This is a genomic window from Pseudomonas sp. YH-1, from assembly GCF_051990045.1.
Lineage (GTDB): Bacteria > Pseudomonadota > Gammaproteobacteria > Pseudomonadales > Pseudomonadaceae > Pseudomonas > Pseudomonas nicosulfuronedens.
Genome location: NZ_CP178184.1, coordinates 2,215,271 through 2,228,734, shown reverse-complemented (window position 1 = coordinate 2,228,734; position 13,464 = coordinate 2,215,271). Strand labels below are relative to the sequence as shown.

The window sequence follows — 13,464 nt, the reverse complement described above, 5'->3', positions numbered from 1 at the left end:
GTCAGTTCTCCTCCCCGGCGGGCTGCTTCCGAGTGGTCTGCGCGTTGTCGCCGATCAGTTGGTGCTCGCGCAGGAATTGCTGCGCCACGCGTTGTACCGGCTCCTGCTGGATGTCGACCTGGGCGTTGAGCGCCTGCATGGTCTTGTCGTCGAGCAGCCTGGCGATGGGATCGAACAGCGTCTTCAGTTCGGGGTGCTTCTCCAGCAGGTCCGCACGCATCACCGGTGCAGCGTTGTAGAACGGGAAGTACTGCTTGTCGTCTTCCAGCACGCGCAGCTTGAAGTCCTTCAGGCGGCCATCGGTGGTGTAGACGAGCCCAACGAACACCTGACGGTTCTTCAGCGCGGTGTAGACCAGGCCCGCATCCATCTGCCGGACGTCGTCGCGGGTGAAGTGGAAGCCGTATAGCTCGCTCATCGGAGCGAGGCCGTCCGGGCGGCCGGCAAACTCCGGGTCCATGGCGAACAGATGGGGCTTCTTGTCGCCCTGCTCCTTCATCACCCGGGCCAAGTCACTGAGAGTGCGCACCCCGAGCTGTTCGGCCTGCTCCTCGGGCATCGCCAGGGCATAGGTGTTGTTGAACGGCGCGGGCGTGGGCCAGACCAGTCCCTTTTTGCCGTCCAGCTCGCGGACCTTGGCCAGGGACTGCTCGGCGTCGAGCTTTTCCGTGACCTTGTTGTAAACGATCAGCGACGAGCCGGTGTATTCCCAGACGATATCGAGTTGGCCGCTCTCCTGCGCGCTGCGCGCCAGGGTGCTGCCTAGGCCGTTGGTGACTTTCACGTCATAGCCTTTGCTCTGCAGATACTGCGAAGAGATCGCCGTGAGCAGGCGTTGCTCGGTGAAAGGCTTGCCACCGATGCGGATTGTATCTGCCGCTTGGGCGCCGCCGGATAAAGCGGCCAGCAGCAGACCAAGCGCGCCGAGCAAAGGTTTCATACCCATTCCTTTGACATTCATTGCGTCAGCCCCCGTTCCAGCACGGTGCGGCTGAACAGCACCACCAGACCATCGAGCACCAGCGCCAGCAGCGCGGTGCACACCGCGCCAAGGAGCAGCTTGGACTGGTCGTCCAGGGCGATGCCGGGGAAGATCAGGCTGCCCAGGCTGTTGGCACCGATCAGGAAGGCCAGCGGCGCGGAACCGACGTTCAGCGCCAGGGCGATACGCACGCCGCCCATGATCAGCGGAACGGCGTTGGGCAGCTCGACGCGCCACAGCACCTGGCGCGGTGTCATGCCGATGCCGGTGGCCGCCTCCTTGAGCGAGGCCGGCACGGCGCGCAGACCCTCGTAGGTATTGCGCACGATGGGCAGCAGCGAGGCGAGGAACAGTGCGAGGATCGCCGGGCCGTTACCGATCCCGACAATCGCCAGGGCGATGGCCAGCACGGCCAGCGGCGGGATGGTGTTGCCGACGTTGAATACCTGCATCAGGCGCTCAGCCTGCCCTTGCAAGGCGGGCCGGCTGAGCAGCATGCCGGCGGGGATGCCGACCACAATGGCGGCGAACATGGACGCGAACACCAGGACCAGGTGCGCCTGCAGGTAGAACAGCAGGTCTTCGCGGTACTGCCACAGAGTGGCGGGGGTGATCCAGTGGATCAGCAAAGCCAGCACAACGACTGCGAAGCAGACGCCGAACAGGGCCTTGCCCGTGGTGGACTTCACCATGGTTGGGGGACTCCCTTCGGGTGTGCGGCGACTGGCATCGCCGCACTCACTTGACGCTCGATCCCGTCCAGAAACCTGATTGGGACCGCCATTAAACGCGACAGGAATCAAGCACTTGCAGATGCATTTGCGGATTGCCGTCGCGAAGGGGTGGACCCCCGTGCGTGCCGTTATGTTCAATAAAATTGCCATCCTTGTGCCATCGCCGGGTGGCGCATTCAGCGTCAGCCCCCATGGTCCGGGGGCTGTGGCGGACAAACTTTTTTTCGAGAAAAGTCGCGATCAGGCTGAACCATCACGCTGCGCCGCTTGCCCAACGGCGGATGCGCCCGGCGAAAACGCACGCAGACTCTCTCAGCGGTTATCATCGGGCTTCTTTCGCGTGCCCCCGACCCATGGATAGGTCACTCGGGGCCGGCGTTCTTGCCTACCACGGAGATCCATCGCCATGCTTGACCTGGCCGCGGCGTTCATCGCGCTGACCACCCTGCTCACCTACGTCAACTACCGCTTCATCCGCCTGCCGCCAACCATCGGCGTCATGGCCACCGCATTGATCTTCTCTTTCATCGCCCAGGGCATGTCGCTGATCGGCTACCCGGTCCTCGAAGTGGAGATGCAGCAGATCATCAGCCGCATCGACTTCTCCGATGTATTGATGACCTGGTTCCTGCCCGCGCTGCTGTTTGCCGGCGCCCTGCACGTGAACCTCGCCGACCTGCGCAACTACAAGTGGCCCATCGGCCTGCTGGCCACCTTTGGCGTGCTGATCGCCACCACCGTGATCGGCTACCTGGCCTACTACACCTTCGCCCTCTTCGGCTGGCACGTGGACTTCATTTACTGCCTGCTGTTCGGTGCGCTGATCTCGCCCACCGACCCCATCGCGGTACTCGGCATCCTCAAGTCCGCCGGCGCGCCCAAGCCGCTGGCCACCACCATCGTCGGCGAGTCGCTGTTCAACGACGGCACCGCCGTGGTGGTCTTCACCATCCTGCTGGGCATCCTGCTGGCCGGCGAGACGCCCACTGTGTCGAGCATCGCCTGGCTGTTCGTGCAGGAGGCCATCGGCGGCATCCTGTTCGGCGCGGCGCTGGGCTACGGGGTGTTCCTGATGATGCGCGGCATCGACCAGTACCAGGTGGAAGTCATGCTGACCCTGGCCCTGGTGATCGGCGGTGCGGCACTGGCGGCGCGGCTGCACGTGTCGGCGCCGATCGCCATGGTGGTAGCCGGCCTGATCATCGGCAACCAGGCGCGCCAGTACGCGATGTCCGACGAGACACGGCGCTACATCGACAAGTTCTGGGAGCTGATCGACGAGATCCTCAACGCCCTGCTGTTCGCCCTGATCGGCCTGGAACTGCTCCTGCTGCCGTTCAACTGGCTGCATGTGGTGGCAGCATTCACCCTCGGCGGCGCGGTGCTGATCTCGCGTCTGCTCACCGTGGCACCGGCCATCCTCGTGCTGCGGCAGACCCGGAACGGTGGCCGCCAAGTGCCCGCTGGCACCATCCGCATCCTGGTCTGGGGAGGCCTGCGCGGCGGTGTCTCGGTGGCCCTGGCGCTGTCCCTGCCGCTGGGCGAGCAGCGCGACCTGATCCTCAGCCTGACCTACGTCGTGGTGCTGGTGTCGATCCTGCTCCAGGGCCTGTCCATCGGCCCGCTGGTGCGGCGCATCTACAAGGACGCGGAGCGTGTCGCCGACAGCGATCACTGACGGCGCTCTCCAACGACCTTGAGCCTTGCGTCGCCGGGTCTGCCGGCGACGCTGCTGTTTACGCTATAATCCCGCGTTTTTCGGGCCGCTTGCCGCCCGTCTTCACCGAATCGACCAGGCACCCATCCATGAGCATCCAAGCCGCCGAAGTCGCGAAGCGCCGTACGTTCGCGATCATTTCCCACCCCGACGCCGGTAAGACCACCATTACCGAGAAGCTCCTGCTGATGGGCAAGGCGATTGCCGTCGCCGGTACCGTGAAGTCGCGCAAGTCCGACCGCCACGCCACCTCCGACTGGATGGAGATGGAGAAGCAGCGCGGCATCTCCATCACCACCTCGGTAATGCAGTTCCCCTACCGCGAGCACATGATCAACCTGCTCGACACTCCCGGCCACGAAGACTTCTCCGAAGACACCTACCGCACCCTGACCGCGGTGGACTCGGCGCTGATGGTCCTCGACGGCGGCAAGGGCGTCGAGCCGCGCACCATCGCCCTGATGGAAGTCTGCCGCCTGCGCGACACTCCCATCGTCAGCTTCATCAACAAACTCGACCGCGATATCCGCGACCCGATCGAGCTGCTCGACGAGATCGAAGCGGTACTGAAGATCAAGGCCGCGCCGATCACCTGGCCGATCGGTTGCTACCGCGACTTCAAGGGCGTGTACCACCTCGCCCAGGACAAGATCATCGTCTACGTGCCGGGCCACGGCCACGAGCGCATCGAGACCAGGATCATCGACAAGCTCGACTCCGACGAGGCGCGCGCACACCTGGGCGACCTCTACGACAACTTCCTCGAAGAGCTGGAACTGGTGCAGGGCGCCTGCCATGAGTTCGACAAGGACGCCTTCCTCAAGGGCGAGATGACCCCGGTGTTCTTCGGCACCGCGCTGGGCAACTTCGGTGTCGACCAGGTGCTCGACTGCATCGTCGACTGGGCCCCGCAGCCGCTGGAACGTGGCGCCCACGAGCGCACCGTGGCGCCGACCGAGGAGAAGTTCTCCGGCTTCGTGTTCAAGATCCAGGCGAACATGGACCCCAAGCACCGCGACCGCATCGCCTTCATGCGCATCTGCTCGGGCAAGTACGAGAAGGGCATGAAGATGCGCCACGTGCGCCTGGGCAAGGACGTGAAGATCGCCGATGCGCTGACCTTCTTCTCCAGCGAGCGTGAGCAGCTGGAAGAGGCCTTCGCCGGCGACATCATCGGCCTGCACAACCACGGCACCATCCAGATCGGCGACACCTTCACTGAAGGCGAGGCGCTGGGCTTTACCGGCATCCCGCACTTCGCCCCGGAACTGTTCCGCCGCGTACGCCTGAAGGACCCGCTCAAGTCCAAGCAGCTGCGCCAGGGCCTGCAGGAACTGGCCGAGGAAGGTGCCACCCAGGTGTTCTTCCCCGAGCGCAACAACGACATCATCCTCGGCGCCGTCGGTGTGCTGCAGTTCGACGTCGTCGCCAGCCGCCTGAAGGAGGAATACAAGGTCGAGTGCGCCTATGAGCAGATCAACGTCTGGTCCGCGCGCTGGATCGAATGCAAGGACGAGAAGAAGCTCAAGGAGTTCAAGGACAAGGCCTTCGAGAACCTCTCCGTGGACGGCGGCGGCCACCTCACCTACCTGGCGCCGACCCGCGTCAACCTGAGCCTGATGGAAGAGCGCTGGCCGGACATCACCTTCCGCGCCACCCGCGAGCACCACTGAGTTCGTCGCTGTTCGAAAACGCCCGCCTTGTGCGGGCGTTTTCATTTGCACCGGCCTGTTTTTCGTAGGAGCGAGCTTGCTCGCGAACCGGACGTCACAGGTTCGCGAGCAAGCTCGCTCCTACAGTCAGACCCAACCTCCTCTGCAATCTTGGGCATGGATACTCACCGGAGATTGGCGATGGGGTTTCATGGCAAGAATTTGCGTAACGGACGTCATTCGATCACAGGACAGATTTATCTGGTAACCGCCGTCACTCACCAGCGCCAATCCCTGTTCACGCAATGGAACGCAACATGCGCCGTCGCTCGAGCGATCCACCAAGCGGTACCGGCACATCTTCTAGCCTGGGTATTGATGCCTGATCATTTGCACTGTCTGGTTCAACTCGAAAACGACTCACTGAGCGCGTTCATGCAGCGGCTGAAATCACTCACCGCGATCTCATTCAACAAGACGCTGGGGCGCACCGGCAAAGTCTGGCAGTCCGGTTTCCATGACCACGCCCTACGCCATGAAGAAGATCTGAAGGCAGCAGCCCGTTATCTGGTTGCCAATCCTCTGCGTGCCGGGCTAGTCAAATCGCTTCGGGACTATCCCTTCTGGAACGCCGTCTGGCTATGACGCATAGCCCTGTAGGAGCGAGCTTGCTCGCGAACCCTAGCCCCGCAGCGGGGTTTGTTCGCGAGCAAGCTCGCTCCTACAAAAGCGCAAAAGCAGTTCGGCGTTACGGATCGAGCGCCCCGGAGCTCCAGGTGCTCGATTGCACCGTACCAGTGAACTTGCCCGCAATGGCGCCCTGGGGAATCAGTCGGTCACGGTAACGGGTGGCGAACAGTCCACTCTGCGGCGCCCGCAGGATGTGCTCACTGCTGGCGTCGCCGGGGCACGAAATGATGCGCGCGAAGCGCTCACCCGCCTCGAGGTACTCGCCCAGTTCGCGCTCGAAGACCAGCACCCCTGCCGCCGGGGCGAACACGGTTTCCATGAAGCCCATGGGCGTGGCGACGCCCTTCCATTCCGGCAACGGCCCGGCGTCGGTGACCACGCCACGGGCGCCGAGGAAGCGGTAGAGGCCATCGGCATCCTGCTGCGCCAGCGCGTCGCTGACGTCGCCCTGACCACGCAACTCGACGGTCGCCACCAGGCGCCCGGCGAAGCGCTGTTCGGCCAGCCACGGGGCGATCACCACCTCCTCGAACGCACCGTCGCCATCGCCTTCCCAGATGATCGCCAGCTCTGCTTGCAGCGCAGCGGCGAGGTCCTGCGCGGCCGGCCAGAAACACTCGTGGATGTAGACGTACTGCAACGCCTCGTCGTCAGTGTGCAGGTCGAGCACGATGTCCGCCGACGCCGCCAGTTCGGCCAAGCGCTTCTGCCACAGCGTGAGGTTATCCAGGGTGCCGCTGGCGGCCGCCGAGGCGATGAAGCCACGGTTGAAATTGCGCGAGGTCGCCTCGTGGTTTCGGCCGAGAATCCGTCCCTGGCGGAACTGCCCGATGCCGAAAGGGTTGGCCTGCGGCACGACGGTCACACTGCCGTTGAGCACGCCCCGTTCGGCAGCATCGCGCAGGCGCGGCAGCAGCTCGTGAAGCACCAGCATTCCGGCGATTTCGTCAGCGTGGATGCCCGCCTGCAGGTGTACTCTCGGCCCCGGCCTGCCGCCGTCGATACGCCAGGCGCGCACGCGCAGCTCGGCACCGGAATCACCGGGTACGCTGAAGGATACGTCCTCGATCATCTGTCACCTCCTCTGTCCGAATCACCCGTGGAAATCTTTGCCAGCGCCTCCTAGTATCGAAACCAGTCGCCGGTCTCCGGCACGCCGTACAAGGACGCCGCACCGTGGATATGCCCCGCCAGAAAGCCCAGCGCGCCACACCCGAGGAACGCCGCGATCACCTCGTGCGCGCCTGCCTCAAGTGCCTGATCGCCGATGGCCACGCGGGCATCTCGGTGCGCCGCATCGCCAAGGAAGCCGGCGTCGCCGTGGGCCTGGTGAACCACCATTTCGGCAGCATCGACGCGCTGGTCGCGCAAGCCTATGAAACCCTCGCCAGCGAAGTCACCCAGGCGCTCTACCTGCAGGTCGATGCGGTCGGCAACGACCCTGCCGCGCGCATGGAAGCCTTCCTCACCGGTTCCTTCTCGCCCCAGGTGCTGGACCCCGACCTGCTCAGCCCCTGGGTGGTGTTCTGGAGCCTGATCCGTCACTCGCCGCCGGTGAACGAAGCGCACGAGCGCGGCTACCACAGCTACCTCGCCATCCTGGAAAAGCTCATCAGCGAACTCGCCAGCGCCGAGGGTTTCCGCGTGGCGCGCCCGCGCCTGGCCGCCATCGGCCTCTCCGCCATGCTCGACGGATTGTGGCTGGAGTGGTGCCTGAACCCCTCGACCTTCAGCGCCGCCGACGGCCTCGAACTCAGCCGCTGCTGGGTGGAAGGGCTCCGCCGCGGCGCCTACGCCTGATCAATCGATCACACAGCGGTGCGTGGCCTGCGCTTGCCGAACCAGGAGCGCTGCGTGGTCTTCTGTGCCTCGCGGCGTACCGGCGTGGCGCGCTCCAGCATGGCGAACAGCGCCTCGATGATGAAGGTCAGGCAGATGTAGATCGCCGCCACCAGCAGCAGCGGTTCATAGACCTGGAAGGTCTGCGCGCGCACCACGTTGGCCGCACCGAGCAGGTCGACCACGGCGATGGTGGACGCCAGGGCGGTGGACTTGAGCAGCATCACGCTCTCCCCCGCCAGGGTCGGCAGCAGCAGGCGGATCGCACGCGGCAGCCACACCCGGTAGAGCACCAGCGTGCGGTTCATGCCGAATGCCGAAGCGGCCTCCAGCTCGCCTCGCGGCACGGCCTTCAGGCCGCCGCGAATCACCTCGCCAACGTAGGCGCCGACCGAGAGGATCAGCGCGATCACGATGTACCAGAAACCATCGCGTAGATACGGCCAGAGGAAGCTGCCGCGGATCAGCGGGAACTGCGCGAACAGGCTGCCCAGGCCGTAGTAGAAGATGTAGATCTGCACCAGTAGCGGCGTACCGCGAATCACGCTGGTGTAAACCAGTGCCAGGCGCGAGACCAGAAAATTGCGCGACATCCGCGCCAGCGCCACACCCAGCGCCAGCACGAAGCCCAGCGCGGCGGAAATCAACAGGATCACCAACGTGGTACCCAGCCCCTTGAGCAGCAGGGCACCGTAGACGAATAGCCAGTGTTCGTTCATCGCCGCGCCTCGTTCAGACCGCCGGAATCCAGCGGCGGAAGCGCCGCTCCAGGTAGCCCGCGAACAGGTTGGAAAGCACGGTGAGCACGTAATACAGCGCCGCCGCGGTGAGGTAGAAGGTCAGGTAATGGCGAGTCGAGCCGGCGGCCTGCTTGGCGGTATAGAGCAGCTCGTTGGTGCCCACCACGCTGATCAGCGCGCTGTCCTTGATCAGGTTGACCCACAGGTTGGCCATGCCGGCCAGCGCGTTGGGCGCCATCATCGGCAGGGTGACCCGGCGGAACAGGCCGAAGCCGTGCATGCCGTAAGCACGCGCCGCCTCGATTTGACCATAGGGAATCGACTGAATGGCGCCACGGAAGATTTCCGAGGCGTAGGCGCCCTGCACCAGGCCGAGCACAACGATGGCCACCATCATGCCGTTGAGCTTCACCTGGCCGTAGCCCAGCCACTCGAAGAACTGGTTCAGGCCCATGGAGCCGACGTAGAACAGCAGCAGGATCAGCAGCAGCTCTGGCACCGCGCGGCACAGTGTGGTGTAGCCGCGCGCGAGCATCGCCAGCGGGCGCGGTCCGCCGATCTTGGCGCTGGCCGCGGCCAGGCCGATCAGCAGGCCGACGAGGAAGGCGCCGACGGAAATCTGCAGGGTGACCAGCAGCCCCTTGAACAGGGCCGGGCCCCAGCCGGTGGGGCCGAAGCCGATCAGGTCGAAGATGCTTTGCATGGCCATCTCCATGATTGGAGGGTCGGGTCATCCCCGTGCCCGCAGTGGGCACGGGTTCAACTCACGTCGGGATTACTGCTTGGGCGCAACGCTCATGCCGAAGTACTTGTCCGACAGCGCCTTGTAGTCGTCGCTGGCGAGCAGCTTGCCGATGGCTTCGTCCATCTTTGCCTTCAGCTCGGTGTCGCCCTTGCGCAGGCCGGCGCCGACGCCACGGCCGAACAGCGGGTCGTACTTCACCTCGCCCTTGTTGACGATACCGGCCGCCTGAGCATCCGGCGACTTGACGAAGGACGCCACGGCGATGCCATCGGCCATCATCAGGTCGATGCGCCCGGCCACCAGGTCGGCGTTCACCGAGTCCTGGGTGTCGTAGTAACGCACGTCGGCGATCTTCTCGTAGTACTGCTTCAGGTAGTTGGAGCTGACGGTGGAGATCTGCACGCCGATGGTCTTGCCCTTCAGGCCCTCGGGGCTGATCTGCACGTCCGTCGCCTGGGGTGCGGCAACGGCCACCGGAGTGTCGTAGTAGGGGCGGCTGAAGGCGATCTGCTTCTCACGCTCATCGGTGATCGACAGGGAGTTGAAGATCACGTCGATCTTCTTCGCCAGCAGCGCCGGGATGATGCCGTCCCACGCCACTTCGTCGATCTCGCAGGTCGCTTTCATCTCGGCACAGACCTTGTGGATCAGGTCCGGCTCGAAGCCGACCCAGCTGCCGTCGGGCTGCTTCTGCGAGAACGGCGGATAGGGTTCGGCGGCCAGGGCGAAGCGGATCGTCTCGGCCTGGGCGCTCGCCACGCCGGCCATCAGCATCGCCGCGCCCACCATCAGATTGCACAGACCTTTCTTGTTCATCGTGATCCCCTGCATTGTTTTATTTAGTGTTGGGTCACGCTCATCGATGCGCCGACTGCGCGGCATCGGTCAGCGATTCTGGTGCGCGTTGACGAACTGCCGGCAGCGCTCGCTACGCGGCCGCGAGAAGACTTCCTCGGCGGTGCCCTCCTCCTCGATCAGGCCCTTGTGCAGGAAAGCCACATGGCTAGACACGTCGCGGGCAAAAGCCATCTCGTGGGTAACCAGGATCATGGTGCGCCCCTCCTCCGCCAGCGAGCGGATCACCTTCAGCACCTCGCCCACCAGCTCCGGGTCCAGCGCCGAGGTCGGCTCGTCGAACAGCATCACCTTCGGCCGCACGGCCAGCGCGCGGGCAATGGCCACGCGCTGCTGCTGACCGCCGGAAAGGAAGGCCGGGTACTCGTGGCGCTTCTCGGCCAGGCCGACGCGCTCCAACAGCGCCTCGGCGCGTTCGCGGGCCTCGGCCTTGCTCTCGTGGAGGACGAAGGTCGGTGCCTCGATCAGGTTCTCCAGCACAGTGCGGTGCGGCCAAAGGTTGAAGCTCTGGAACACCATGCCCAACTGCGAGCGGATGCGGGTGAGCTGCTTCTGGTCGGCCACCATCGGCTCGCCGTGGCGGTTCTGGGCCAGGCCGATGGTCTCGCCGTTGACGGTGACCGAACCCTGGTTGGGAATTTCCAGCATGTTGATGCAACGCAGCAGCGTGCTCTTGCCCGAACCGCTGGCGCCGATCAGCGAAATCACCTCTCCTTCACGGGCCGACAGCGACACGCCCTTGAGCACCTCAAAGTCGCCGAAGCGCTTGTGGATATCGCGCACTTCGATCACTGGTTTGGTTGCGGACTGTTCTGCTTTCTGTAGGAGCGAGCTTGCTCGCGAACCAGCCACAGCCGCAGAAGCATCAGGAGCGTTCGCGAGCAAGCTCGCTCCTACAGTTGATTCGGCACTTGCGGGAAGCGATTCGACGAAGCGGATGATCCGCGCACAGGCCTCCGCCATGCTCTCGTCGCTCAGACCAAATGACAGCCGCACGAAACCTTGCGCCTGAGGACCGAAAGCCGCCGCATCGAGCACCGAAACGCCTGTGGCATGGAACAGCTGCCAGGAGAAGTCCAGGGAACTGAGACATGTGTCGCGCACGTCGACCATGACGAACATGCCGGCTTCAGGCGACAGCACTTTCACGCGCGGGCAGTCGCTCAGCGCGGCGACCACCAGGTCACGGCGGCGGCGGTAGATTTCGCGCATCGCCGACACCACCTCGTCGTGGCGCTCCACCGCGGCGAGCGCGGCTTCCTGCACGAAGCCCGGCAGGCCGTAGAACATGTTCAGCGCGAGGTTTTCCAGGTGCCCGACCAACGTCGGATTGGCGACTATCCAGCCGGCGCGCCAGCCGGTCATGGCGTGGGACTTCGACAGGCTGCCGATACTCAGGGTGCGCTCGGCCATGCCGGGTAGCGCGGCGAAACTCTGGTGCTCGCGCTCGAAGGTCAGGCCCTCGTAGACCTCATCCACCACCACCCAGAGGTCGTGAGCCTCGGCCAGCGCGGCGATAGCCAGCAGCTCGTCGCGGTCCAGCACGACGCCGGTGGGGTTGCTCGGGTTGGCGAGGAAGATCGCCTTGGTGCGCGGAGTGATCGCCGCAGCAATATCGGCGGCCAGCGGGCGGAAGCCGTTTTCCGGACGGGTCGGAACCCCGACCAGCACGGCGCCGGTAGCTTTCAGCGTGGCTTCGTAGGTGACGTAGACCGGGTCGAAGGTGATGACCTCGTCGCCCTTCTCCAGCAGGCACATCGCAGCGGCGAACAGGCCGTTCTGCGCGCCGGCAACCACGATGACGTTTTCGGCACCCGCCTTTTGGCCGAAACGCCGCTCATGCAATGCCGCGATCGCCTGGCGCAGTGCGGGCTTGCCGGCCACGTCGCTGTAATGGGTGTCGCCGTCGCGCAAGGCGGAAACAGCAGCATCCGTGATGAAGTCCGGGGTGGCGAAATCGGGGTCGCCGACGCTGAGCACGATCACATCGCGGCCGGCGCGTTGGGCGGCAATGGCGGCGTAGTGAATGTCCCAGGCAGCGACGCCGGGTCCGACCATCCTGTCCACAAGCGACGAATAACGCATGCAAGGGCCTCATCCGAATGACGGAATGTCCTGCGGAAGGGTCCGCAGGAGCGTGGGGCCACCATAGCCAAGGATGAACGACTGTTCAACAGCAGTTTCCGACATCAGCCATGTCGTTTTCAGACCGCTCCGTCACCGACCTTCCGCTCTTCCGGTGCTGTATGTCGCAAGTTCGACCGACGAACGGAATCACGACATCCACTTAACGGCTTCTTAACGATCTCCCCCGTAGCGTTCTCTCACCCCCTGACAGAGCCGCGACGGCCTTTGGAACACCCCATGGAAATCCCCTTCCTCCCCTTCTCCCGCCCCAACATCGGCGAGGAGGAGATCCAGGCAGTCAATGAAGTCCTGCGCTCGGGCTGGATCACCACCGGGCCGAAGAACGCCGAACTGGAACAACGCTTTGCCCAGTCGATTGGTTGCCGCCACGCCGTGGCGTTGTCCTCCGCCACCGGCGGTATGCACCTGGCACTGCTGGCCCTGGGTATCGGCCCGGGCGACGAAGTGATCACCCCGTCGCAGACCTGGGTCTCCACCGTCAACATGATCAGCCTGCTGGGCGCCACGCCGGTGTTCGTCGACGTCGACCGTGACACCCTGATGACCGACGCCTCACGCATCGAGGCCGCGATCACCGCGCGCACCCGCGCCATCATCCCGGTGCACTACGCCGGTGCCGCCTGCGACATGGACCCGATCGACGAGCTCGCCCTGCGTCATGGCATTCCCGTGATAGAGGACGCCGCCCACGCCGCCGGCACTCTCTACCGCGGTCGTCCGGTGGGCCAGCGCGGCACCGCGATCTTCTCTTTCCACGCGATCAAGAACCTTACCTGCGCCGAGGGCGCCATGTTCGTCACCGATGACGAAGTCCTGGCCAACCGCGTGCGCACCCTGAAGTTCCACGGCCTGGGCGTCGATGCCTACGACCGCCTGACCCACGGCCGCAAGCCGCAGGCCCAGGTGGTGGAACCGGGCTTCAAGTACAACCTCACCGACATCAACGCCGCCATCGCCCTGGTCCAGCTGCCCAAGCTCGAAGCGATCAACGCCCGCCGCGCCGAACTGGCCGCCGGCTACGCCGAGCGCCTGGCGCACCTGCCCGTGCAACCGCTGGCAGTGCCGGACTACCCGCAACATCACGCCTGGCACCTGTACGTCCTGCGCATCGACCAGGAGAGCTGCGGTCTCGACCGCGACGCCTTCATGCAGGGCCTGCAGCAGCGCGGCATCGGCAGCGGCATCCACTTCATCGGCAGCCACCTACACAGCTATTACCGCCAGCGCTATCCGCGCGTGCAACTGCCCAACACCGAGTGGAACTCCTCGCGGATCGTCTCCATCCCGCTGTTCCCCGACATGACCCAGGCCGACCAGGACCGTGTGGTCGACGCCATCGAAACCCTGCTTCGGTAACGCCAC

The 13,464-nt window shown here is 64.7% G+C and carries 12 protein-coding genes; 5 read left to right on the top strand and 7 right to left on the bottom strand.

Going from position 1 to position 13,464, the window contains the following annotated elements; translation table 11 throughout:
- Position 1: 1 nt before the first annotated feature.
- Both ACKI1H_RS10545 and ACKI1H_RS10540 read right to left on the bottom strand, forming a co-directional pair.
- Positions 2-940 (bottom strand): glycine betaine ABC transporter substrate-binding protein, encoded by a 939-nt coding sequence (locus ACKI1H_RS10545; protein ID WP_440468315.1) that lies wholly within the window; start codon positions 938-940, stop codon positions 2-4.
- Positions 941-957: 17 nt separating this feature from the next.
- On the bottom strand, positions 958-1,674 hold the full coding sequence (locus ACKI1H_RS10540) for an ABC transporter permease (RefSeq protein ID WP_440468314.1): 717 nt from the start codon (positions 1,672-1,674) through the stop codon (positions 958-960).
- A gap of 448 nt (positions 1,675-2,122) precedes the next feature.
- Between ACKI1H_RS10540 and ACKI1H_RS10535 the strand changes: the two genes are divergently transcribed.
- The 3 genes from ACKI1H_RS10535 to ACKI1H_RS10525 all read left to right on the top strand — a co-directional run bounded on the left by ACKI1H_RS10535 (position 2,123) and on the right by ACKI1H_RS10525 (position 5,730).
- Positions 2,123-3,394 carry a cation:proton antiporter gene (locus tag ACKI1H_RS10535; protein ID WP_440468313.1) on the top strand — a complete coding sequence of 424 codons (1,272 nt, stop codon included), beginning with the start codon at positions 2,123-2,125 and terminating at the stop codon, positions 3,392-3,394.
- Between the two features lie 128 nt (positions 3,395-3,522).
- Entirely contained in the window at positions 3,523-5,106 is a 1,584-nt protein-coding gene (locus tag ACKI1H_RS10530; protein WP_088421170.1) for a peptide chain release factor 3, read from the top strand.
- Between the two features lie 180 nt (positions 5,107-5,286).
- Positions 5,287-5,730 (top strand): REP-associated tyrosine transposase, encoded by a 444-nt coding sequence (locus tag ACKI1H_RS10525; RefSeq protein WP_440468312.1) that lies wholly within the window; start codon positions 5,287-5,289, stop codon positions 5,728-5,730.
- A gap of 103 nt (positions 5,731-5,833) precedes the next feature.
- Here ACKI1H_RS10525 and ACKI1H_RS10520 read toward each other — a convergent pair whose 3' ends face one another.
- The gene (locus ACKI1H_RS10520; protein WP_440468311.1) at positions 5,834-6,847 is read right to left on the bottom strand and encodes a succinylglutamate desuccinylase; all 1,014 of its coding nucleotides are present in this window, start codon (positions 6,845-6,847) and stop codon (positions 5,834-5,836) included.
- Between the two features lie 104 nt (positions 6,848-6,951).
- On the opposite strand from ACKI1H_RS10520, the gene ACKI1H_RS10515 reads away from it, so the two are divergent.
- The gene (locus ACKI1H_RS10515) at positions 6,952-7,575 is read left to right on the top strand and encodes a TetR/AcrR family transcriptional regulator (protein ID WP_440468310.1); all 624 of its coding nucleotides are present in this window, start codon (positions 6,952-6,954) and stop codon (positions 7,573-7,575) included.
- 8 nt (positions 7,576-7,583) lie between these two features.
- Here the strand turns inward: ACKI1H_RS10515 and ACKI1H_RS10510 are convergent, their stop codons facing one another.
- The 4 genes from ACKI1H_RS10510 to ACKI1H_RS10495 form a co-directional block, all read right to left on the bottom strand.
- On the bottom strand, positions 7,584-8,333 hold the full coding sequence (locus ACKI1H_RS10510; RefSeq protein ID WP_440468309.1) for an ABC transporter permease: 750 nt from the start codon (positions 8,331-8,333) through the stop codon (positions 7,584-7,586).
- 13 nt (positions 8,334-8,346) lie between these two features.
- Positions 8,347-9,057 carry an ABC transporter permease gene (locus ACKI1H_RS10505; protein ID WP_440468308.1) on the bottom strand — a complete coding sequence of 237 codons (711 nt, stop codon included), beginning with the start codon at positions 9,055-9,057 and terminating at the stop codon, positions 8,347-8,349.
- A gap of 72 nt (positions 9,058-9,129) precedes the next feature.
- Positions 9,130-9,915, bottom strand: coding sequence for a transporter substrate-binding domain-containing protein (locus ACKI1H_RS10500; RefSeq protein ID WP_280054654.1), 786 nt, complete (start codon positions 9,913-9,915; stop codon positions 9,130-9,132).
- Between the two features lie 69 nt (positions 9,916-9,984).
- Positions 9,985-12,039 (bottom strand): aminotransferase class I/II-fold pyridoxal phosphate-dependent enzyme, encoded by a 2,055-nt coding sequence (locus ACKI1H_RS10495; RefSeq protein ID WP_440468307.1) that lies wholly within the window; start codon positions 12,037-12,039, stop codon positions 9,985-9,987.
- Between the two features lie 279 nt (positions 12,040-12,318).
- On the opposite strand from ACKI1H_RS10495, the gene arnB reads away from it, so the two are divergent.
- Complete coding sequence (arnB, locus tag ACKI1H_RS10490; RefSeq protein WP_440468306.1) at positions 12,319-13,458, top strand: UDP-4-amino-4-deoxy-L-arabinose aminotransferase; 1,140 nt, start codon at positions 12,319-12,321, stop codon at positions 13,456-13,458.
- Positions 13,459-13,464 lie beyond the last annotated feature (6 nt).

Coding starts and splice junctions, on each gene's coding strand:
- ACKI1H_RS10545 (WP_440468315.1), bottom strand. CDS start 940: ATGAAACCTTTGCTCGGCGCGCTTGGTCTGCTGCTGGCCGCTTTATCC.
- ACKI1H_RS10540 (WP_440468314.1), bottom strand. CDS start 1,674: ATGGTGAAGTCCACCACGGGCAAGGCCCTGTTCGGCGTCTGCTTCGCA.
- ACKI1H_RS10535 (WP_440468313.1), top strand. CDS start 2,123: ATGCTTGACCTGGCCGCGGCGTTCATCGCGCTGACCACCCTGCTCACC.
- ACKI1H_RS10530 (WP_088421170.1), top strand. CDS start 3,523: ATGAGCATCCAAGCCGCCGAAGTCGCGAAGCGCCGTACGTTCGCGATC.
- ACKI1H_RS10525 (WP_440468312.1), top strand. CDS start 5,287: ATGGGGTTTCATGGCAAGAATTTGCGTAACGGACGTCATTCGATCACA.
- ACKI1H_RS10520 (WP_440468311.1), bottom strand. CDS start 6,847: ATGATCGAGGACGTATCCTTCAGCGTACCCGGTGATTCCGGTGCCGAG.
- ACKI1H_RS10510 (WP_440468309.1), bottom strand. CDS start 8,333: ATGAACGAACACTGGCTATTCGTCTACGGTGCCCTGCTGCTCAAGGGG.
- ACKI1H_RS10505 (WP_440468308.1), bottom strand. CDS start 9,057: ATGCAAAGCATCTTCGACCTGATCGGCTTCGGCCCCACCGGCTGGGGC.
- ACKI1H_RS10500 (WP_280054654.1), bottom strand. CDS start 9,915: ATGAACAAGAAAGGTCTGTGCAATCTGATGGTGGGCGCGGCGATGCTG.
- ACKI1H_RS10495 (WP_440468307.1), bottom strand. CDS start 12,039: ATGCGTTATTCGTCGCTTGTGGACAGGATGGTCGGACCCGGCGTCGCT.
- arnB (WP_440468306.1), top strand. CDS start 12,319: ATGGAAATCCCCTTCCTCCCCTTCTCCCGCCCCAACATCGGCGAGGAG.